A 22,270-nucleotide genomic window follows, 5' to 3' on the forward strand; every position below is an offset into this window, starting at 1 on the left:
ATGGACTACCTGACGCTCAAGACCATCCACCAGACCGCCGTGGCCTTGTCGGTTGCGGGCTTTTTCGCCCGCGGCCTGGGCGCGCTGTCCGGCGCTGCCTGGGTGCGCGGCCGGATCGCCCAGAGCCTGCCGCATGCCGTGGATTCGGTTCTACTGCTGTCGGCGCTGAGCCTGGCGTGGACATTGCGGCTCAACCCGTTCCTGACGCCCTGGCTGCTGGCCAAGATCATCGGCTTATTGGTCTACATCGCACTGGGCATGGTGGTCTTGCAGCCCGACCATTCCCGGCCAGTGCGTGCAATGGCCTTTCTGGGCGCGCTGACCAGCGTGGGCTACATCGTGGCAGCAGCCATCAGCAAAAGTCCATGGGGGCTGTTGAGACTTTAATTGCCCAGAACAATCCAGTTATTCCGTGCAACTAAGGTCGTGAACAGGGGCCTAGCATTCATGCGGGTTTGCAGCGTTACGATTTAACAACGGCCATAGTTAAAGTCGTAAACAAAATTTCTCGATCTCGACCACTTTTTCGAGCTGCCATCGAAAACGTGCTGACCGAACTGCTTTACCTGACCCTACGTGACATCAGCCTTAAATTGCAGGTCTGCAATACATTGCTCTATGGTCTTACCAAGCTGGGCCGGCCATCCACAGCCTCTATAACTAGCCTCGTTTTGAGCCGGCCGTTCTTGATTTAGGACTCCAAAACAACAAAGTGGATCGAATACCACACCATTTGCCAATGGAATATTAAGAATCATTTCATGTCAGCTTGCTTGCGGTAAAGTATTTACCCTACTAAACACCTGTTGCAAAGTGCTACAGATGCCAAACACTGGGGCACATCGCTTGCATCCCAGCTCAGCAACTTTCATTCGCCAAGATAGACTCGATGCGCGTCGCAGCTGTTGATGACGATCCTGCCCAACTTGACCTTATCCACGCGGTGGTGGCTGCGATGGGCCACGACTGTCACGTCTTCGCCCAGGGTGAGGACTTTTTGCATGCAGTAGAACGAGAAACCTTTGACCTTCTGATCATCGACTGGGAGTTGCCAGACATCGAAGGCACAGCGATTGTGCGCAAGGTACGTACACATTTAACGTCGGCAATACCGATTTTGATGCTAACCAATCGCAGCGACGAACGCGATATCGTGACCGGACTGCAGTGCGGTGCCGACGACTACATTGTCAAATCCAAGCGCGTGGTGGAACTGCGTGCACGCATTGCTGCCCTGCTGCGCCGTGGCGGCCATATCCGCGCCACCGAAGAACTTAACTTTGACCGTTACCGCTTCCATACGACCCAACGGAGCGTATATCTGGACGGCGTCGCGGTGGTGTTGAAACACAAGGAATTTGACCTAGCGCTAACCATGTTTACCCACCTGGGCCAACTGGTTTCGCGCGGTTACCTGATCGAAGCGCTGTGGGGTAAGGGTGCCGATGTCACTTCCCGGTCACTCGACGTCTACTTTTCCCATGTCCGTAGCAAGCTGGCGCTACGAGCCGAAAACGGCTACCGGCTGACTTCTGTTTACAACCATGGCTACCGGCTGGAAAAAGTCCAGTTAGCCTCACCAGACTATGGACCTACCCCGTTTCAACAATCCGAATGATCGCCCGATTTTTATCCCAGATTCTTTGCCACACACCTTGGATTCTTGCCCCGATTCTTCTGGGTTCCAGCGCTGCCGCTTTTTCGCAAAATATCGACTACACCTTGCAACCGGGTGAAAACCTGTATGTGGTAGCCCAGCGCTATCTCTACAAACCAGAGCAGTGGAAGCTGCTGCAACAATTGAACAAGGTGCACGACCCCTTACATCTACGGCCGGGCACCGTACTGACGATCCCCGTACATCTATTGCGCCCCCAGCCGGCGAATGTACAAGTAGTGCATGTAGTCGGTGACGCCAGCGCTTCGACACCAGGTCAGCCCAAAGACCAAGCGCTGGTCATGGGCCAATATCTGCCACAGGGCAGCCAGTTGACTATCGGTGACAAGGGCTTCGTGACGCTGCGCCTGGCCGATGGTTCGACAATTCGGCTGCCAGCCAATACCCGTATTCAGCTGAATGAAATGCTCTATGCGCCGGCGTCTAAGGACATTCGATCGACGATCCAACTGGACCACGGCCGCGTGGAATCGAAGGTAACACCATTGCCCTCAGCCAACAGCCGATTTGAGATCCGTACACCCCATGCCGTGGGTGGCGTGCGGGGCACCCGCTTCGGCGTGGCCCTGGATGACAAAGGCGCATTTATCAACGATGTGACCGAAGGCGCGGTACTGGTCCGCTCGGCTCAGTCTCCTGCGGTGCAAGCAATGGTGCATGCAGGTGAAGGTACCCGCTTAGGCACGGCAGATACCCAAGTCATCGTGGCGCCGCTGCTGCCCGCACCTGATCTGTCGCAGTTGCCTGCCATCGCGGAAGATATTTCGTTTGTGGAATTCACCCTCCCCGCTCTCGGCGCCGCCTCGGCATACCAAGTACGGATCGCTACCGACACCGCGCTGGACCAGGTCGTTCGATTTGGTCAATTTACCCAGACGGACGTGCGCTTTGAAGGCCTGGACGATGGCACTTACCAATTGGCAGTGCGCCCGGTCGATGGACGAGGTGTCCTTGGCATAGAGGCAAGTCGCTCTATACAGGTCAAGGCGCGCCCCGAGGCACCATTCCTGCGCCAACCGCAGCAGGGTAGCCAGTGGTTTTCGTCCAGCATCGAAATGCTGTGTACCGAAAACACCGGAATCACAGCCTACGATTTGCAAGTGGCACGCGATGCGGCATTCCGCAATCTGGTCGAAGATTTACACGACTTGCCCCAGTGTCGCCAGCTTGTAAGTGATCTCGTCCCCGGCACGTATTTCTGGCGTGTCGCATCGGTAAAAAACACTTCAGACGGCATACGTGATCGCGGGCCGTTCAGCAAACCACTCAGCTTCAGGATAGACGCCCTTCCGCCCACACCGCAAGCACCTAGCGTGGCGGCCGACGGCGCTACAGCATTGTCGATACATTGGGGTACGGCAATGACGGACGGCGTACGCTTTCATATACAGATCGCGCACGACTCCAACTTTGCCAACATACTGGACGACAGCGTGGTGGAAACATCCAATTTCAGCCATCCGCTGCCGCCGGCCGGTGTGTATTACGTCCGGGTGCAGCAACTGGACCGCGAGGGTCATGCCAGTGCATTTACCTCCACCCAGTCCTTCACCGTACCGGCACGCCTGATGACGTCAGGTAGCCAATCGGTGCTCAGCTCCGATGGCAATCCGGTGCGTCCAGGCAGCCATTAATGACCCAGCCACGCAGACAGGCAGCGTCGTATCTTGTTTAAATGGCGGCTCGGCAGGGTACTTTTACGGCAGGATAGCGGCTTGCATCCGCGCCGCTTGAGAAGGCGCCAGCGGGAATGGTTGCTGCTAGCCACCATGCTGCTGGCGGTTGTGGCCATGCTGGGCAGTTACAACGCGCTGGAACGACCGAATCTGGTGATTGCAGATCAGCTCATGCGCCTGGTTGATCGCCCGGTATCGGATGAGATTGTGCTGATTGCCATCGACGACAAAAGCCTGGCCGCCATCGGGCGCTGGCCATGGCGACGCGGCTTCCACGCGGCGCTGCTCGACCAACTCACACCAGCCCGCCCCAAAGCAGTCGGAATGGACTTGATCCTTACGGAGCAGGACCCGGTGTACGCCACCGATGATGCAGTGCTTGCCGACGCAATGCGACGCAACGGCAAAGTCGTTCTGCCGCTAGCACTGCAGGACAACTATGGCGCCGGCAAGTACACACCGCTGCTTCCCGTGCCGGTGCTAGCCGCATCGGCCGCAGCCATAGGACATATTCAGCTACAGCTAGACGCAGATGGCATAGTCCGCACCGCCTATTTACGTGAGGGCGATGGTGCGCACTGGTGGAGCCATCTGAGCGTCGCCACTCTGGAAGCTGGCGGCTTCACTACAGGCAATCGCGATACACCGTCTGTCCAAACGACCAATAGCACGCCACATCCATGGGTGCGCGACCGCTTGATGCAAATTCCGTTCGTTGGAGCGCCAGCGCATTTTCAGCAGGTGTCTTATGTGGATGTGCTGAAGGGCCAGGTTCCGCCGTCCACATTTACCGGTAAGTATGTGCTGGTCGGGGCCACATCGGCAGGCATGGGTGATGCATACGCCACCCCACGCTCCGGTAATGCCGAGCTTACCGCAGGTGTGGAAATTTCGGCGAATGTGATGAATGCGCTGCTAATGCAGCAGCGGGTGCAGCGGGCCACTGGCTGGCGCAACGCGGCGTTCTGCGTGGTACCAGTTGCATTGGGCTTACTGGCTATTCTGTGGCTGTCGCCCACCGCGTCCTTGCTTGCTAGCGCTACCCTCATCCTGTTGACGCTCGGCGCCAGCTGGCTGGCCATGCGCTACGCCGGTATCAGCTATGCGCCTACCGCCGCTCTCATAGGCCTGCTCGCCGCCTATCCCCTATGGATGTGGCGCAGACTAAGTGCAGCCACAGGGTATTTGCTACAAGAGTTTCGACGCATGGAAACGCGCCACGAATTTCCCCCAATGCAGCCCGTCAAGAGCCTGGGCGACCCACTGGAGCGCCATATCCATGCACTGCAGAACGCGTCGGCGCAATTGCGCAATCTGCACCGCTTCGTCAGTGACATCCTCAGCCATTTGCCAGATGCCACCATCATCAGCGACTCGGCTGGCCAAGTGTTGATGGCGAACCAGGCCGCCGGCCAGTATTTCCAGCGCCTGGGCATCCAGCAGGTTGCCAAACAAGCACTTGCGGATCTGCTGCGCGATGTCCATCTACAGGTGCCAGGCATTCCTGCGTTGCAAGACAACTCTCTGGCAAAGACGACGGACATTTGGACAATTGAATCAAAAGATATAGCAGGAAACGCTGTATTGGTGCGCTGCGTACCCTGTTTTGATACTGGTGGCATAGCAACCGGCTGGATCACCAGCCTGGTCGACATCAGCGCGATCCGCGCGGCTGAACAGCAACGTGATGAAGCCTTACGCTTCATCTCGCACGATATGCGCTCCCCCCAATCGTCCATCCTGGCCTTGCTGGAGCTTCAGCGCATGCAGCCCGCTACCGCGATCGGCCCCGACACACTACAACGCATCGAGCGCTATGCCCAGCGTACTTTGCACTTAGCCGAAGAATTCGTGCAGCTGGCCCATGCCAAGTCCAATGCCTATCGGATGCAGACAGTCGATCTATCCGAACTCTTAAACGAAGCAGTCGATGAAGTTTGGCCTCAAGCGCAAGCCCGTGGTATCCGCTTCAAGCTGCATCTCGCAGATCAGCCCGCCTGGTGCGAAGCCGACCGTGGGCTGCTGACCAGAGCCATCGGAAACCTGCTCTCCAACGCGGTGAAGTACGGCCCGGCACATAGCGAGGTTCACTGTAGCGTGCAAGAACTGCCAGGTCGCTGGCAGCTGGCAATTGCAGATGTCGGCCCCGGCCTTTCAACGGCGCAGCAAGAACTGCTGTTTCAGCACTTTGTGCGCCTGCAGCCAGACAGAAAATCGGCCCCCAAGGGCGTTGGCCTGGGCCTGGTATTTGTACGCACTGTAGTGGAGCGGCTTGGCGGCCGCATCCAGCTGAGCAGTGCGCCAGGGCACGGCACCGTGCTGCAGTTCTCACTAGCAAAGAGCACCGAGTAAACCCAGCCTCCTCACCTAGCACACTGCTACTTTTTACGGCTCAGGCCTTCGATGCGGATGTCTACCCGACGATTGCTCAGCAAGCACTCCTTCAGCTCATCCTCGTGCGCAAACCGTTCGGTGCAATCGTCCACCGGCTGGGTATCCCCCTTGAAATCCGTCTGCACCCGCGCTGCCACCACACCGCGCGACAAAAGCAGATCGCGCACCGTCATGACGCGCTTTTGCGATAGCGTCTGGTTGTAGTCATGGTTGCCGGTGGAGTTCAACCGGTCGGCATGGCCCACCAACACCAGGTTTTGTACTTCCAGCGCATCTGTATTCAAACGCGCCAGCAATTGCTCAAGTGATGCCAGGCTGGCGGCACGGATATCGGTACGGCCAAACCGGTCAAACTCGAACACAACCTGGGCCGACAGCCTGACCATTTCGGGTGCGACCACCGGTGCCGGTGGCACAGGAGCCGACACCAACTGCGGCGCAGGCGTGGGGCAGGACGCAGCCAACGCATCGGCATCCGCCAAATCGTCTTCGGCTATCTGCACATAGGGCTTTGCATGCCGCCATTGCTGCTGGTTCAACTCATTGCCGGCATGCACCAACTCCACTTCCGAACAGGCCACCCTTTGCTGCGCACAGGCAAACCCGGCATGCCCGTGCAATGCGCCGGCCCGCTCCCACAGGTCGGGACGGATACGCGCAGCACCGTTGACCAACGGCGTGTCGTTCGAGATCGGGTTCTGCTTGCCTTCCAGCGCAACGATGAGTTTGGCGGATTCGTTCAAGGACTCCTGCACAAACGCACTGCGGTCGTTACGGGTGTATTCGTGGAAGGACACATCCAGCCAGCATTGCGCCTTCGACAAGTAATAGTTGCGCACCGGCACACCCGTTTCGTTGATGGCATGGATGCGTTCCTGCATTTGGGCGTACACCGCATGGTCTGCACGTTGGGCTTCATCGGTGATGCGGTCATTCGCTGGCGTCAAGACGGTTTGCGCATTCGAATCCAACCCGGTCAGGGTGCCAACGCATACCAGCAGAGCGCTCGCCACTGCACGCAGTCTCAGGTGAGAAAAGTAGGAATGGTTCATGGTGTTCATTCGATTGATCATGGAATACCTATCGGTCCAAGGTGGAATTGACGTTGCGATTGCCGCCAGCAAACAGGTCTTCATCGAACTTGAAGCGCAGGCGTATATAAAAGCCGCTGCGGGTGTATTCGTAGCCAACCAGATCGCGGTCCGCAGAAAAACCAGACTTGTTGTAGCCCACGGAAAGCCACAGGTTTTGCTTCAGCAAATAGCCCGCCTCCACACCAAAGGCCCATTGCTTGGCCTGGTTTTGGCCGAACTGCACCGCACTCATCACGCCCAGGTCCCATTTTTCCGTCACGTCATACACAAGGCGACCCGAAAGCAACTGCGCACGGAAAGAGTCCTGCACCCCGTTTTCCAGGTTGTCATGCTGCCACTTTGCAGCAACACGGCCGGTCATCCACCAAGGGCGGCTGGGATGGTAGTCCGCGTGGGCCGACACGATATGGGCCCGGGTCGCCAAAGGGCCAACAGTGGCGTCACTCGCGTCCCGCTCGGTTTTAAGTTCGTACTTCGCCAGTGCATTAACCTTATTTGTATCGGTCTCGCGGTAGGCCACGCCGATCTGCGCCCGGTTTTGCAGCACGCTGCCACGGGCGTCGTAACGGGTCGCAAGCAGGTAGTCACGCGCCAGCAGTGTCCAGTCACGGTCTAGCTTGCGCGCCGCCATACCCTGCCACAACGTCGTATTGAATGCCTCGTTACTGGCCGTGCTTTCAATGTCACCGGAATGGCGATATTCAATGCGGGTAGATCCGCGCCACAAGGGGTTAGCGGTGTAGTCCACCCCCGCAGACACCGCATAAGCATCGGCCGCATCACCGGAGAGCACCTGGATACGCTCGAACGCCGTGCTCAGACGAATGCCTGGCGCAAAGTCCCAGGCATTGCGCACCCCGGAAGCCATTTGCACGTCCTGGCCACTGAGGGCATCGCGCAGTCGGTATTCGCTGAACAGCTGTGTGTCGCGGATGTAGCTGGAGTTCACCCCAAAGACAAAGGCATTTGCCTTGCGCTCCTCGGTAGTAATACTGTCCACGCCAGACAAGCCGGTCTGGTGCTCGTAACGACCGTAGAGCCGGGTACGCTCGGCAATCTGGTAGTCGCCGCCCAAGGCAAAACGCCTGCGCGCGTCGCCGCTCACGTCATGTTCCACCTCCCCGCCCAGCGTGAACTTGTCGCTGGCCCGGTAGCCCAGACCGGCGCGCACGGTTTGGCTGTTCAGCCCGGTCGTCTGGTCGGCCGCCGTGCCGGCCAGCGAGGTGCCCGAACTGATCACCACCAGGCCGCTGACAGGGTCAATGACCTGGTTGCCAAAACCTACGGCACTGCCTCCCGAGCCCGTGGCGATGCTGCTGGTCAGGCCGGCTGTGGAACTGAAAGGCGTCGAATACAAAGCCGTCACACTGCCTGCTGACTGGTGCATAGAACGCAGGCCCACGTCCGCTGTGAACCGTTCGCTGAGCTTGAAAGAGGCCCCGGCCTGGATCGAACTGCTGTCCGACGCGCCCGGGTTAAGGTCCTCGCTGCGCTGTCCCTGCACATAAAGCTTGGTGGTGTCCGTCAGCTTGTAGGCGCCATACACATTGGCCTCACCACGGCCTCCCGTCAACGGTGCGGCCAGGTTGTTGAATGTGGTGTCACTGCGACCGACGAACACCCGTGCCGTCGTGCGCTCCGCTTCATGGGCCATTTCAATCCGCCAGGCATTGCCTGACACATCGCCGGTCCTGCCCGCCATGCCGGGCAGCACGGAAACGTTGGTGGCATTGGTGTTGACCTCGGTGGTGGTCCGCGCAACTTCGGCCACCAGCATCGTATGCTCATCGATACGCCAGCCCAGGTTGGCGCTGCTCATTCCTTGCGAAGCCAGCGGGTTGCTGTCGCGCATGACCGAGCCGCCGATCTCGACCGAATCGGTCAGGCGCATCTGTCCGTCGGCCCCCATCACCCAGAAGGTGTCGCCGCCCTGGTCCACCTCGTAGGTTACGCGCAGAGAAACCGGGTTCAGATTCGCATCCGCCGATGGCAAAAATGTGTTGAGCAGAATCCGTCCGCTGAAGGGCTCAAATGTGTAGTCGGCCAGCCGCGCCAACGCCGTAGTGCTCAGAATACGCGAGGGCTGTTCGCGATCCCGCACCACGATTTCAACCTTCTCGCTGCCTTCGAGCACGGCACTGTTTCGCAGCCCGTAAGGGCCACTGCCCTGGCTGGAAAACTCCTCAACCACCTGCCGCAGAGAGTCGCGGAAGGCAAACACATTGCCGACCAGACCGCCATCCTCGTGGTGGTATCGAACGCCTGTCGCGCTGCGGTTGTAGTTGCCCAGGCTGCGCTGCGCCAGCGTGGCCACGTTTCCGCCACCGCTGCGTTGGCTGAAGCCGTCGCCTGTGGCGAAATTACCCCACAGCAGATAGCTCTTGTCCTTGTCAACCCGCACGTAAAGACGGCTGTCCGACAATGCATCCGTCCCCCGTAGCGAGGAGTCGCCATACACCGGATAGAACTCTTCCGTCTGGATGTCACGCAGCAGCCGCGCCCGCGTGACCTTGTCCGAGTCGTAGGCCGCAGTAAGAAGGTATTTACCCTGGATCGTGCCGCGCAGAAAAAATGCGCTGCGCGCCTCCAGATTCGCTTTGCCGTTATTGAATTCCCGACCCCAGGCGCGAATTTCCCGGTCGAACGCATCCTCATGCTCGGGACGCACCAGCAAACTGTGTTCCTTGCGTCCGAAATTGATGATGCCCTCCAGCAAACCTGCCGCAACCATCTCGCGCATCTCCGGCACGAAACTGACGACGCCAGAAACTTCCTGTGCACCCACGGTGATGCGCAACTGCACGTCCTGGGGCGCCATCGGCGCCAGCAGCGAGAACATAGCCACGCCATCGCTGACCCTGACCTGAACGCCTGGTGTCACCCGGTCGGCATCACGTGCCAGCGGGCCGGCCTCGTCAGTGCGTGCACCTGGCAGCAGAATACGGCCACCGCTGTGCTCGATGGTGGCCCAGACCGGCGTTGCCAGCGGCTTTCCGTCGGCACCCAGCACGCGGATGGTCACCGGTACGGCCGTCTGCCCGTCGGCGGGCACAGCATTGCGTGCCACCTCAACGACCACGCGCTGCGCAGCCTGGTTGACCTTGTAATCCACTTCGCCCACAGTGCCTGGGAAAACCGTCGATGTCTGCCCTGGTACAGGCTGCCCAGGGGTCGATAACGGATACAGCGGTTGAGCCACACCGGTGACCGAACTGCGTTCAACAGCAGTCAAAGGCGCGAAACGTACATCCTCGGACTGTGCCCAGGTAGTTGGTGCCAGAATGGCACCGATCAGCAGCGCCACAGCACTGCGTTGGGGCAGGCGATTAACGTGCATCGCTGGCTCCTTCACGCGGTTGGACGATGGGTTGGTTGGCGCTGTCGGTAGCCTGTTTGGGCATACGGACGGGCTTGCTCTCGAATCGCAATGCGGGTCCTTTCTGTTTTTCGGTTTCCACCGACCGGATTTCTCCCTGGGCTCGTCGGGCCTTGACTTGCTCCAATACTGGGTTGGCGCAACTGCCCTCAATGAAGTCGGCGCGATGCAGCTCTCCGTTCTTCAAGTCGATGAAGAGACTGTTGCCATCACCCAGATTTCGGTTGCTGGAAGTCGTCAGGCGCGAACCGGTGGGCAAGGTGCGTTGATCGACCTTGAGCACATGGCTGTTGGGCGTGATGCCGCATTGGCTGTATTTGCCTTCGCTGTCGCTGACCAGGTACTGCCCCGACTCGAAGTACAGGCGCACACCGGGAATCCCCAGCTCTTCCGGGTCCTGAATATGGTTTCCGTTGCAATCCACGAAAATCTTGCCCAGGACACAGGCTTCGTCGGTGAACACTCCACCGGTCACCTGCACTTGGTGCGATCCCTCGTTCGACTCGATGCTGCCAGTCACCGGCTGCAGGGCCGCCGTCAGGCACCCCGCGGGCGTTGCGCAGCCGTAGGCCCGCGCAAAGTTGATTCCTGTGCCCTGCATGCTGCCCACACCGATGCGCACCCGGTAGGTCAGCGTCGTGCTCTGGTTCAGAGTGAGACCCCCAACGGTGAAGCCAAGGATCGGCCCCAAACCACCGGCAGGATCAGGAGCGGCCAAGCCGTTCACCCGTGCCGTTCCGCGGATGTAGGTGAAACCCGAAGGCAGCCGATCGCGGACCGTGACTTGTGGCAATGACGAACCAGACGTGCGGCGCACGATGATGGTGTAGAGCACCGTATCCCCCACCTCCGCCACACGACGGCTACCGGTCTTGGACAACACGAAGCCGGCCGCATTCATCGGGTCTACCGGGATGTGGTTGTTCACCACATTGGCGGAGCTGCCCGGCGACGCTGGATTCAAGTTGAAGCTGAAGTAATACTGCGTCGTAGCAGAACCCGCCGACAGCCCGCTTGAGCTTGAAGCACACGCACCTGGCGTCGTCAGAGGATTCCCCGCCGCAGTCGTGGGAGGTGCATTGCTGCTCTGTACCACAGCCGGATCGGGTGGCCCGGCCGATACGGCCAGGGTGGCGGTACACGCGGGAATCAATGTGGAGGCTCCCGGTGCATAACCTGCAGGCGCAGTCACGCTCAAGGTGTAGACCCCTGCTGGCGCGGTGGACAACAGCAGGAACTGGTAGGCCCCTTCGGCGCCCGTGGTCTGCGTAAGTGCTCCACCCAGGATCTGGGATGCATCGAAGCCTGCAGGGCCGGACAAGGTCACCACCGCACCCTGCACCGGCAGCCGCGTCACCGCGTCATAAATCACACCTGCAGGGTCGAGGGGTAGGCTTTGCTGCAGGATGTTGTCACCCGGCGAAAGGTTGATGTTCTGCAGCACCCCTTGGGTATTGTCTGCACCGCCAGGATTGCCCGAGCCGACCACGCCTGCCGTATAGGACTGGCCACTCTCGTTGGGTACCGGCTTGCCGTAGAAATTGCCGGTGCCGGGCTCCCGGAAGCGCACTTCATAACCCGCGCCAGGTGCCAGCGAAGTAAAGGTGTAGGTGCCACTGAGGTCGGTCTGCGTGCTAGCAACCAGCACGCCGTTGTTCAGCAACTCCACCGTCCAGCCGGAGACCGTCTTCTCGCTCGCGTCCTTGACACGGTCGTGGTTGGCATCGCGCCACACACTTCCGCTGACGCTAGCTGCGGAGACCAACACCACTGAATCGCTGGCGCTGTTATTGCCATCAAAGCCGGCCGGCTCACCGCCGCCAGATACCAGAGCGGTATTGGTCAGGACCTGGCCGTTCAGGCCGTTGGCCACTGCCACGCGCACGATGATGGGGTTGCCACTGGCGCCCGCTGCAATCGAAGACGTGCTGGTGCAAATGACCACGCTCGCACCAACGCCGCCGCTACAGGTCCAGCCAGAGCCACTGGCCAAAGCGGCCACCGTCATACCTGTGGGCAAGGTGTCCACCACCGTCACCGTTCCACTGGTCGCCACCGTGCCGATATTGCGCGGCGTGAGCGTGAAATAGCCCGAACTCCCGCCGGAGGCGAAGTTCGATGGCGCATGCGTCTTTGCCAGCGCCAGGTCTGGTGCCGCCCCCGGGATTTCCGCAAAATTGTTTTCCGCGGACACCGTGTTCGTGCCAGACAAAACAATGCCGGTGATCCGGCTGCTGCCGGTCGTCGGATTGCTGGCAACCCCGCCGGTGGAGCCCGCCGTCGCGATGCCATTGCTCGTGCCGACGGGCTGTGCCGGTTGTGTCAGCGTGTAGTTGGCTCCTTCCGGCACGGCGGAAAAGCTGTAGCTGCCGTCTGCCGCGGTGGTGGTCGTCAGGTTGACCGCGTTGCCGTTGATGTCGGTCCCCGTCAATGCCACCGTCTGGCCGCCGATGCCATGGTCAGGTGGACTGTTTAACACGCCGTTGTTGTTGTAGTCGAGGAACACGCGGCCCGACACGCTGCGGCCGTTGGGAATTTCCGTAAAGTTGTTGGCGACCGACTGCGTATTCGGTGGCAACACGATGCTGCTGATCACGCTGGGCAGCACCGCTACCGAAGACGGCGTTCCGGCCGTGCCACCGTTAGATACGCTGCCAGCCAAGGTCAAGCCGTTGGAAGTGCCCGCAGGTTGCGCAGGTTCGCGCACGCTGTAGGTACCGGGCAGCAGATTGCCGAAGCTGTAGCCTCCATCTGCCGCAGTCGTGGTCGTGGCCACCACGACATTCGAGCTGTTGAGCAGCTCAATCACCACACCGCTCAACGGTGCATCCGCACCATTGCGGATACCGTTGTTGTTGATATCCAGGAATACCGAACCCGCGATAACGGACGGAACGATCTCGGCAAAATTGTTCTGCGTAGAACCCGTGATTTGACCGCCGGCACCGTCGCCATTGAGCACGATGCCCACGATCTGGCTGGTAGTGGCGCTCGAGTTCGAGGCAGTGCCCGCCGTGCCAGTGCTGCCGCTGGTCGACACCAGTGACCCCGCCGTGGTGATACCGTTGACGGTAGCACTGGGCTGCACCAGTTCACACACCGAATACGTCGCCGCAGGAAGGCCAGAAAACACGTAGTTGCCCAGCGCGTCGGTAGCCACCGGGTTCGTCAATCCGGACTGGGTCACCAATGCGCCTGCGCAGGAGTTTCCGGTACGCAGCTCGACGCTGACTCCAGCGATCGGTGTATCAACCGCAGTTTCGAACGTACCGTTCGGCACCAGGTTGTTGTCCCGAAACACACGGCCCGAGATAAAGCCCTGCGTACTGACAGAAAGAGGTGCGTTCGCCGCCTGCTGGTTGTTGCCCAGGTTGGTCTGCAATGCACCGGCCGCAATACTGTTGACATGCGTGCCCGCCGTGGCTGCGGTGACCTGCACGCTGATGCTGCAACCGCCAGCGGGAATTGAGGCACCGCTGGCGTAGGTAACTGTTGCCGATGCTGCGACGGCGGTCACCGTGCCAGGGCAACTCGTCTGCATGCCGGGTGTCGCGGCAACCAATACCGGCCCTGGCGCGGTAGGCAGGGTATCCACCAGCGCGGCACTCAATGTCACCGCGCCCGGATTGTCGTTGCCCAAGAAGATCGTCAGCGTAGACGTGCCGTTGGGTGGAATGACCGGCGGCGCAAACTGCTTGGACACCACCGGTGGTGTCGAGACCTGCAAACGGGCACTGGTCGGCTCTTCGTTGCTGACGCCTTCAAATGTCGTGATTGCACCCGACGCAATCGTGTTGGTGTAAGTGCCCGCAATATTGCTGAGCACGTCCACCACAACGTTGCAGGACGCATTTGCGGCCAAGGTCGCGCCTGTGAGGCGCACCGAGGTGCCGGATGCACTGGCTTGTACCACGCCGTTGCTGCAGGTAGTTGAGGCGTTCGGTGTAGTCGCCACCACTAGGCCAGACGGCAGGCTGTCGGTGAATGAAGCTGCCGTCAGCGTCGTCGCATTCGGATTGGTAATGCGGATGATCAACGTAGACGAGATGCCAGCCGCGCTGGTGGCACTGCCGGTGGTAAAGCCTGCTGGATTGCCCGCATCCAGGGTCTGGCCGGCAATCGCCTTATGCACGACCAGTGGGGCCTTCGCACGCAACACATCGCTGGCAGGCTGCGAGTTGCTCACCCCCACGCCGCCGGATGATGCGGAGATTGCACCGGCGGGAATGGTGTTGGTGTAGTCGCCCTGGGCTGACACGAGCACATCCACTTCGGCATAACAGCTGCTGGATACCGCGCCATTGGCAGCGCCCAGGTTGCCGCCAGCCACCTGGACCTGCCCCGTGGTAGGGGCGTTCACGGTGGCGCCGGTACATGTCGTGACAGGATTGAAGCCGCTGGGCACGGTGACCCCGGATGGCAGGTTGTCGACCACGGAAAGATTCGATATCGGCTGTGCGGTGGCGTTGAAAAACGTAATGCGCAGGCGCGACCGGCCACCAGGCTGTACCACCTTGGGAGTGAACTGCTTGGTCAGGCCGAGATTGCTTTGCGTCGTCAGGCTGGTGGTGGCCTGGCCGCTGTTGCTCAAGCCCTGGTCGGTTGCAATCGATGCCGCGGGGATGAAGTTCGTCAATCCACCGACAGCCACCGAGGTCACGTTGACCACCACCGTGCAGGCAGTGTTCGCGGCCATTGCCGCACCAGACAGGGAGACGGACTGCGCCCCCGCCACCGCGGTCACTTCACCCGACGGACAAGTGGTGACACTGGCCGGATTGGCCGCGATCACCATGCCGTTGGAAGGCGCAGCGGCCGTGCCATTCGTGGTGAAGTAATCGGTGAAATGCAGGCCGGTAACGTTTTGCGTTCCGTTGTTCACGGTGATCGTCAACTGACTCACCTGCCCCGGAAACGTCAGCGTGCTGGGATTGGTCGCCTTGGCCACTGTGAGGCCGGAAGGCGCATTAAATGCCAGGGTGGCACTCACCGCCGTCTGGTTGAAGACACCGCCCGCGGCGCTGATGTTGCCAACAGGAATGCTGTTAATCCAGTTCGCGCTGCCGGTTGCAACCACGTCGAAGACCAGATCGCAGTTACTGCCACCGGCAATCGATGCCCCGCTCAGGCTGATGCTGGAAGCACCTGGCGTTGCGCTCACAGCGGTGCTGCCTGCGCAAGTGGTGTAGGCATTGGGTGCCGGCGCGAGCAGCATGCCCGCAGGCAGCGGATCGGTAGCGGCCACCTGCGTGAGTGCAACAGCACCGTTGTTGCTCAGCCGCAGAGTAACCCGGGAGCTGCCGCCCGAAGATACCGATGTGGGAGAAAAACTTTTACTCGCCGCCAGTGACGAGGTATAGACCAGCGTCGCCGTGTTCGAGTTCACCGGCGTAAGCGTATGCGTCAGACCATTCCCATATGTTTCCGTGCCTGTCACCGTGGCAGTGTTATTAAAGGTACCTGCCGGCCCGACCACATCAAATTGCACCGCACACGACCCCACTACGCCAATACCGTTGGACGCGCGCGCCGGAACCGTCGCTCCATTTATCGAGAAGGATGTAGCATTCGGCGTAGCTGTCAGCACCGGGTTGCCCAGGCAGGTAGTCGCTGCGTTGGCCGGATTGGCAATGCGCATCTGCCCGCCGCCGCTCACTGCCAAGGGCAGGTTGTCACCCAGGGTCACATTGGTCAGCGAGTTTGCCGACAAGTTGTCCAGACGGATGGTCACCCGTGATACCGCACCTTCCGATAGCGGGCCTGCGGGGCTGAAACTCTTGTTGGCCGACAGCACTGCGCCGGCATTGATGTTGCCCGAGGCACTGGTTGCGTTGCCATAACAGACCTGCGGCGCAGAGCCGTAGCAGACGGAGCCCGCGCTCAAGGTATTGTCAAAATTCGCGTTTGCCGACGCGCTACTTGACGCCATGGCCCAGAAGGTGATGGTGCAGGTACCAGGGCTGCTAACACTGGCGCGCGCCGGAACTGTGATCGTGCCGAAGGTGATCGCGCTGGCGCCCACCGAGGCGCCATTGGTCACGCTGACTCCGCAACCGCTGGGGGTGTAGTCGAAGCCGCCGATGTTGCCCGTCAGAAAGGTCTGGCCCTGCTGCAAAGTATCGGGAAACCCCAAATCAGTAATCGCCGAGGCGGACCAGTTCTGAACCGTGACCTGGTACCGCACCGGATTACCTGGCTCCGGATTGTTCGGCGCAACCGTTTTGTTGACGTTCAGGTTTTGGAAAACTGTCACCGTTGAGGATGCGGGCTGGCTCACAATGGCGGAATTGCCCACGTCCACGGCTCCTGCCGCGAGGGAGTTGGTGTAGGCCCTGGGGGTATTGGCCGTTTGTACAGTTCCGGTGAAGTCCACCGTGATCGCGCAACTGCTCCCAGCGGGAATAGCGCCACCCGTCAAGGAAACGCCGGTACTATTGGTTGTGGCTGCCAACGCACCGCCGCAGGTGGTGGCCTGTCCCGTTACTTTCAAACCATAGGCATTCAGATTTCCTGCCGTGGTGCCGTCAATCGGGTCGTCCACAAAGCTGCTGATGGCTAACGGGCTGCTGCTGCTATTACCCAGGGTGATGGTGAACCGCCCTGTGCCGCCGCTCGCCAAGGAACTGGCGTCGACCGTCTTGCTCACTTGCAAGGGCGATCTGACGGTGATGTTCGCCGCCGCATTTGCCGCCGCCGGTATTCCTAGATCATTCGTGAACTGCGTGCTGCGGTTGATGGTGTTGGTCTGCGTTGTGCTGTAGTTGCCATTGGTCTGCGCAGCCTGCACATTCACAGTGAACGTACAACTGCCGCTGACACCGCCCGAGCTGGCAGGCAAGGTTCCCGATGCGGAGAAATTGTTGTCACCTGCGCTGGCACTTACCACCGGCGCGGCGCCGGCGTTGTTGCAGCTGGCGGTTACACCCGTTGGCGAAGCCACCTGGATCACCGACGATCCGCCAAGCTGGGGGAAAAGGTCAGTCACGTGAAAATTCGTGATGGCTACGGGGTTGGTGTTGGTTAAAGTCACGCTAAGCGACGTGGCCGCGCCACCAAGCACCACCGTGCCCGTACCGAAGGCTTTGGACAGGCCTGGCTGCGCAAGCGCAATCACGTTCACGCTTTGCTGAACCGCACCCACGTTTTGCACCGGCGTGCCATCATCGCCAGTCACCGCGCCATCCGAGATGGAATAGGAATAGGCTGCAGCGTTGCCGGTAGAAGTTCCCGCCGTAACAGGAATCACGATGGCGCAGAAGCCATCCACCGACCCGGATCTTGGCGGGATCACACCGCCGCTCAGGCTGATGCTCTGCCCCGTGGCCGTCAACACGCCGGATCCCGCGGAAGTGCTCGGGCCCGAAGGGTCCGTGCAGGTATAACTTGCAACCCCGGCGACGCTCAGACCATCGGGTAAGGTACCCGGCAGCAGATTACTGAAACCAACATTGCTGATGGAGGCTGAAATATTATTGTTCGACAGCGTGATCTGCAGGCGCGTCGTCTGGCCGGGATAGATCTGTGTCGGATCACCCGCCACCAGGGTCACCGAGGCGCCCAGGGCAGCAAAAGCCGTGTTCACAAAAGCCAAGGACAGCAGGGCCAAACACAGCGCACGCGCTCCGCGCAGCGCAGCAACCAATAACCCTGTGCGATCTCCCGATCGTCGCCCCAGATATGTCGATAAGCGCTCTAGCTGCGCCCATTTTTCCCTGCAAACCGCCTCGGTCCAGGCCCCCCGGTATGTACTCCCCACGGCGCAATCCTTGAATAGTTGGAACTGCCGGGGAGTCTATTTTTTGGAGGGTTACATCTACAACACAATTAACAAAGCATTAATAAATCTTCATAAAACAGGAGTTCTTGCGTCAGCCTCGGTTTACCTTCCGATTGTTCCAGCCGGGACTTGCCCGTCACAACCTGGGTTGTTCCGCTTAAATCTTAAATATATGGGCGAATTCAAGTATGAAGTGCAACGCAGAGAAAGAGGGGTAGGTCAAGAGTGAATAGGATGCACTGTTGTAACCGGCATCCAAGGGCTGCGACCATGATGGCTTGCTGAAGCTTATCGCCAAAGCCCGCTTGCGGAACGTGTCGTCGATATAAAGCTATGGGCCGGTCAAGGTTTTCTGCGGCTGCCCGTATTTGGACCGAAGCATCAAGATGCTGCGAATACCTTCACGGTCAAGATCGAGGTTTCTGTAGAAACCTGTGCAGCAGAACGCGGCACTGGTGGCACAGACGGCTGCGACTTCCAGCTGCACCTATGAGGGACGTACTCTGGTGAAAACCTGGAACGTCTCCGGCCGGAGAAGCAATCCTTCACATCCTGACCAAGCTTTTTCTAGATCCACGCGCAGATAACTACAGTCACCAAGAGTGAGCCAACCACTGCGGCTCCCCCAAGCTCCGCACGGCCGCAGAAAACCTGCGACGCCGCGCACGAAACGACTCATAGCCATGTGGGGCTTTACGGGCCGCCGCATGGGCGGACCAGTAGATGTAGGCGTCAACGATCTGAATGAACTGCTCAATGGTTGTCGCCTGCCAGTCCCGAGGGTAGAACAGCTCCGTCTTCAGCCGCCCGAAGAAACCCTCACAGACCGCATTGTCCGGCCAACAGTTCCGAGCAGCAGCACCTCGATGCAATCACTCTTACTCTTTGCAGCCCAACTCGCTGACCTGCTGGACACCGGTCCGACGCACACCTGTGTGTCCGTCGTCTTGGCTGAAGCCCCATCGGGGCACTCCCGAGTTACTTGACCAAGTGCTGCCACATGCGCAGCATGAAGCCCGCGCGCTCCACATCCGCCTGCGCAATTAGCGGAGTTTCACCAATCGGCTTGCCGTTCGATTCTGCGATCACCTTGCCGATCACGGCACCCTTGGCGACCGGCGCCTCCAGGTCAGGCTTTACCTGCACCGAGGTCTGCAATTTTTGACCGCGCGGGACGGTCAACGTCCATGGCAATCCCAGGCCTGCGGCGACGGTGTCGGCCTTGCCAAACCTGAGCTTGGCATTAGTGACCACGACATTCGGCTGAATGGGGGTGGCCTTCTCGAAGTGGCTGAATCCCCAACCCAGCAGTGTGCGGGTCTCGTCGGCACGTGCCTTTGCGCTGTTGGTGTTGAGGATGACCGTGATGAGGCGCATGTCGTTGCGCTTGCTTGAGGTGACCAGGCAGTAGCCCGCTTCCTCGGTGTGGCCCGTCTTCAGCCCATCGACAGTGGGGTCCGTGTAGAGCAAGGCGTTGCGGTTGCCTTGCTTGATCCCGTTGTACTTGAACTCGCGTTCGGCGTAAATCGGGTAGTAATCGGCACTGTCGTGGATGATTGCACGCGCGAGGATGGCGAGATCCCGGGCAGACGACTTGTGCGCCGGGTCGGGCAGGCCTGTGGGGTTCACGAAATTTGTGTTCGTCATCCCAAGGCGCTTGGCTTCGACATTCATGAGCTTGGCGAAGCCCTCTTCGGAGCCAGCCATGTGTTCGGCGATCGCCTTGGAGGCGTCGTTGCCCGACTGGATGACGATGCCACGCAGGATGTCCATCACCGTGGCCTGGCTGTTCAGCGGCAGGTACATGCACGACTCGGTGCTCGAACCGCGACACCAGGCGTTCTCGCTGACCGAAACGAGATCGTCCTTTTTGAGTTTGCCTGAGCGAAGGGCCTGCTCAACCAGGAAGCTGGTCATCATCTTGGTCAGTGACGCTGGCGGCAACGGTTCGTCGGGGTTGGCTGAGGCAAGTACCTCTCCGGAGTCGAAGTCCATCAACAGCCATGCCTTGGCGGGGATGGCCGGCGCGCCACCGGCCACGACGGATTGCCCGGCCAACGGCGCTGAGGCTGGCACCTCGACTGCGGACTTTTTGTGGGCACCAGGCTTGGCTGCTGGGCGATCAGCTGCAAAAGTCGCCAAGCTGGGCACCAAGGTGCCTGCGGCTACGGCGAATACGAGAGGCAGGAGGGAAAATTTCGTGGATTGCATAGGATTCATGGTCGTGATCGCTCATTGTGGCGGAGCGTACCCCGCTTTCTTGCATGGGGGAGATTTTCATCAGCGGAACCAGCTAGTTGGTCTGCCAGACACGTACGATGTGCGGCTTCAGCTCTGCATCGTGCTTGGCCCACCGGCTCAGCAGCGTGGCATCCAGCTGCTGCGCTGCGTATCGCCAGTAGCCGGATGGGGCGACCTGCAAGATCCTGCAAATCTTGGGAGCCATGGATTCAATGGTGACCCACTGCGATGGATATTCGCCCCCAGCCCAATCGATCGTCGCGGCTTATCCTCGTCCTTCCAACGCACATACCCATCCAGCTGGAAATTGCGAACAAAACCGGGGGCAGTGGTTCAGGTCCCCTTGGCGCGCGTCAACGCTTCGACACACGACGCCAAGCAAGCTGTATTTGTCAGAGTCGACCATTTCGCCCCCACTATTTCACACTGAAAGTCTCAGGTGGCATGTCCCAACCTAAGCGCCTCACAGTCTCCAGCATGATCCATGCAGACTGCTCCGCCGTGCACCAATGCTTGTGCAGCAACCCTTGGAATGCCGCCGCCATAACCTGTGCGTGGTTGTCCTGGAAAACAGGCAACTTGCGTGTGCAGTACGCGCCCATCTGATCGACCCAGTCATCGCACATTTGGAATATTTCAAGCACCTCCGCTGGCGAAGTACCCAGGGCATAGTACTTGCCGTCTTCCTCCACCAAATCCATCTTTGGCTGCGCACCGGCCAAGCCCGAGGGCGTCGCTTGGATGGGAAAGTCGTCTGGCACACCGGGGTAGTGAGAGCGATCGATGGACATAGCACGAGGCTCCTGCAAATGCATCCGGCGTAGCGTTCACTCGCATTGGAATCAAGGGGCGTTTCTGTCCCAGGCATAGGGCAAGATTGCGTCCATCAACGGCCATGGGCGAATCCGTGCCGCTGGCCTCGAACAGGTGGTCCTATGCGTTACCCCTAAAATAATTTCACGGCCCAACCGGGTCGGTGTCCTCCAACAACCAGTGAAATCACATGGCAACCACCAAAAAAGCGCCCGCCAAGACCGCGGCACCTGTCAAGAAAACCACCGCAGCCAAGAAGGTCGTGCCGGCTAAAGCTGTTACCGCCAAAGCCGCCGCCGAACCAGTCAAGGCCAAGCCTTTCAAAGACAAGCTGAACAAAACCCAGCTGACCGCGCATCTGGCGGCAGTATCTGGTGTGGAACCCAAAGGCGTACGTGCCGTGCTGGCCGCTTTGGAAGCGACGATGCTGGCATCGCTGCACAAGAAGGGCGCTGGAGAATTCGCTATTCCCGGCCTGGTACGTGTAGCGGCCATCCAGGTGCCGGCCAAAAAGGCCCGCAAGGGTATCAATCCCTTCACTAAGGAAGAACAGGTGTTCAAAGCCAAGCCTGCCACGGTGAAACTGCGTGCGACTTTCTTCAAGAAGCTCAAGGACGCAGCGATTTAAACCTACTGCCCTTGCCGCATGGCCAGCGGCATACGCTGCAGGGAACTCGCCCCACGCAAAGGACGCCTTGAGCGTCCTTTCTCTTATGCTTCAACGTTCCCCTTTTGGAAACCCTATGACAAAGACTCTGCTTAGCATCCACAAGAAAATTGAGAGTCTGCAAAAAGAAGCCGCGCTCATCCGGACGAGGGAAGTCGGAGGTGTGATCGAGCGGATCAAGGTTGCCATAGATTTCTATGGACTCACCGCAGAGGACCTCTTTGGGAACGCTACCGCGAAGGGTAAGCACAAGAGCAAAGGGCCACGGGCGCGTCCGCCCGTATACCTGTGAATCCATCTGTTGCCCATGCCGAAATCATCGCCACTTTCAAGCGGGCTGAGGCAGATGCCGCTCACAAGTTCGGATTGATCAAAGCAGCTGCGAAAAAGGGGCCCAAGGCCATCGAAGCTGCCGTCGACGCAGCGACAAAAGCAGCAAAACGCAGGGACTCTTACGCAAAGAAGCTGGATGCCTTGGGTGTGAGTCTCAAGGATTGATGAGTATTCCGCCTATTTCCCTGCACCGGTCCTTGGCGACTTCCCCCAACTGGACC

13 protein-coding genes and 1 pseudogene are annotated in these 22,270 nt (G+C 59.7%); 7 read left to right on the forward strand and 7 right to left on the reverse strand.

Features of this window, described 5'->3' with window-relative positions; all coding sequences use genetic code 11:
• The 4 genes from AC07O2_RS22240 to AC07O2_RS22255 all read left to right on the forward strand — a co-directional run bounded on the left by AC07O2_RS22240 (position 1) and on the right by AC07O2_RS22255 (position 5,706).
• The gene (locus AC07O2_RS22240; RefSeq protein ID WP_495234417.1) at positions 1 to 387 is read left to right on the forward strand and encodes a SirB2 family protein; all 387 of its coding nucleotides are present in this window, start codon (positions 1 to 3) and stop codon (positions 385 to 387) included.
• A gap of 502 nt (positions 388 to 889) precedes the next feature.
• Positions 890 to 1,618 (forward strand): response regulator transcription factor, encoded by a 729-nt coding sequence (locus AC07O2_RS22245; protein ID WP_495234418.1) that lies wholly within the window; start codon positions 890 to 892, stop codon positions 1,616 to 1,618.
• A 104-nt stretch (positions 1,619 to 1,722) separates the two neighbouring features.
• The gene (locus AC07O2_RS22250; protein WP_495234419.1) at positions 1,723 to 3,312 is read left to right on the forward strand and encodes a FecR domain-containing protein; all 1,590 of its coding nucleotides are present in this window, start codon (positions 1,723 to 1,725) and stop codon (positions 3,310 to 3,312) included.
• 135 nt (positions 3,313 to 3,447) lie between these two features.
• Positions 3,448 to 5,706: a CHASE2 domain-containing protein gene (locus AC07O2_RS22255; protein WP_495234420.1), complete on the forward strand. Its 2,259-nt coding sequence runs from the start codon at positions 3,448 to 3,450 to the stop codon at positions 5,704 to 5,706.
• 26 nt (positions 5,707 to 5,732) lie between these two features.
• Here the strand turns inward: AC07O2_RS22255 and AC07O2_RS22260 are convergent, their stop codons facing one another.
• The 7 genes and pseudogenes from AC07O2_RS22260 to AC07O2_RS22290 form a co-directional block, all read right to left on the reverse strand.
• Complete coding sequence (locus AC07O2_RS22260; protein ID WP_495234421.1) at positions 5,733 to 6,800, reverse strand: OmpA family protein; 1,068 nt, start codon at positions 6,798 to 6,800, stop codon at positions 5,733 to 5,735.
• A 28-nt stretch (positions 6,801 to 6,828) separates the two neighbouring features.
• Complete coding sequence (locus AC07O2_RS22265; RefSeq protein ID WP_495234422.1) at positions 6,829 to 10,179, reverse strand: porin family protein; 3,351 nt, start codon at positions 10,177 to 10,179, stop codon at positions 6,829 to 6,831.
• The gene (locus AC07O2_RS22270) at positions 10,169 to 17,800 is read right to left on the reverse strand and encodes a DUF7933 domain-containing protein (protein ID WP_495234470.1); all 7,632 of its coding nucleotides are present in this window, start codon (positions 17,798 to 17,800) and stop codon (positions 10,169 to 10,171) included. The genes AC07O2_RS22265 and AC07O2_RS22270 overlap by 11 nt, the downstream gene beginning before the upstream one ends.
• A 911-nt stretch (positions 17,801 to 18,711) precedes the next feature.
• Positions 18,712 to 18,840: pseudogene (locus AC07O2_RS22275) on the reverse strand (IS3 family transposase); the annotation flags it as partial.
• Between the two features lie 133 nt (positions 18,841 to 18,973).
• Complete coding sequence (locus AC07O2_RS22280; RefSeq protein ID WP_495234423.1) at positions 18,974 to 20,206, reverse strand: D-alanyl-D-alanine carboxypeptidase family protein; 1,233 nt, start codon at positions 20,204 to 20,206, stop codon at positions 18,974 to 18,976.
• A gap of 82 nt (positions 20,207 to 20,288) precedes the next feature.
• Positions 20,289 to 20,441 carry a hypothetical protein gene (locus tag AC07O2_RS22285; RefSeq protein WP_495234424.1) on the reverse strand — a complete coding sequence of 51 codons (153 nt, stop codon included), beginning with the start codon at positions 20,439 to 20,441 and terminating at the stop codon, positions 20,289 to 20,291.
• Positions 20,442 to 20,652: 211 nt separating this feature from the next.
• Positions 20,653 to 21,027: a hypothetical protein gene (locus tag AC07O2_RS22290; protein WP_495234425.1), complete on the reverse strand. Its 375-nt coding sequence runs from the start codon at positions 21,025 to 21,027 to the stop codon at positions 20,653 to 20,655.
• A 212-nt stretch (positions 21,028 to 21,239) separates the two neighbouring features.
• Between AC07O2_RS22290 and AC07O2_RS22295 the strand changes: the two genes are divergently transcribed.
• The 3 genes from AC07O2_RS22295 to AC07O2_RS22305 all read left to right on the forward strand — a co-directional run bounded on the left by AC07O2_RS22295 (position 21,240) and on the right by AC07O2_RS22305 (position 22,214).
• Complete coding sequence (locus AC07O2_RS22295) at positions 21,240 to 21,677, forward strand: HU family DNA-binding protein (RefSeq protein WP_495234426.1); 438 nt, start codon at positions 21,240 to 21,242, stop codon at positions 21,675 to 21,677.
• Between the two features lie 115 nt (positions 21,678 to 21,792).
• On the forward strand, positions 21,793 to 22,008 hold the full coding sequence (locus AC07O2_RS22300) for an H-NS histone family protein (protein WP_495234427.1): 216 nt from the start codon (positions 21,793 to 21,795) through the stop codon (positions 22,006 to 22,008).
• On the forward strand, positions 22,005 to 22,214 hold the full coding sequence (locus AC07O2_RS22305) for a hypothetical protein (protein ID WP_495106267.1): 210 nt from the start codon (positions 22,005 to 22,007) through the stop codon (positions 22,212 to 22,214). The genes AC07O2_RS22300 and AC07O2_RS22305 overlap by 4 nt, the downstream gene beginning before the upstream one ends.
• The last annotated feature ends 56 nt before the right edge of the window (positions 22,215 to 22,270 follow it).

It is taken from the genome of Rhodoferax sp. GW821-FHT10B06, assembly GCF_059415605.1.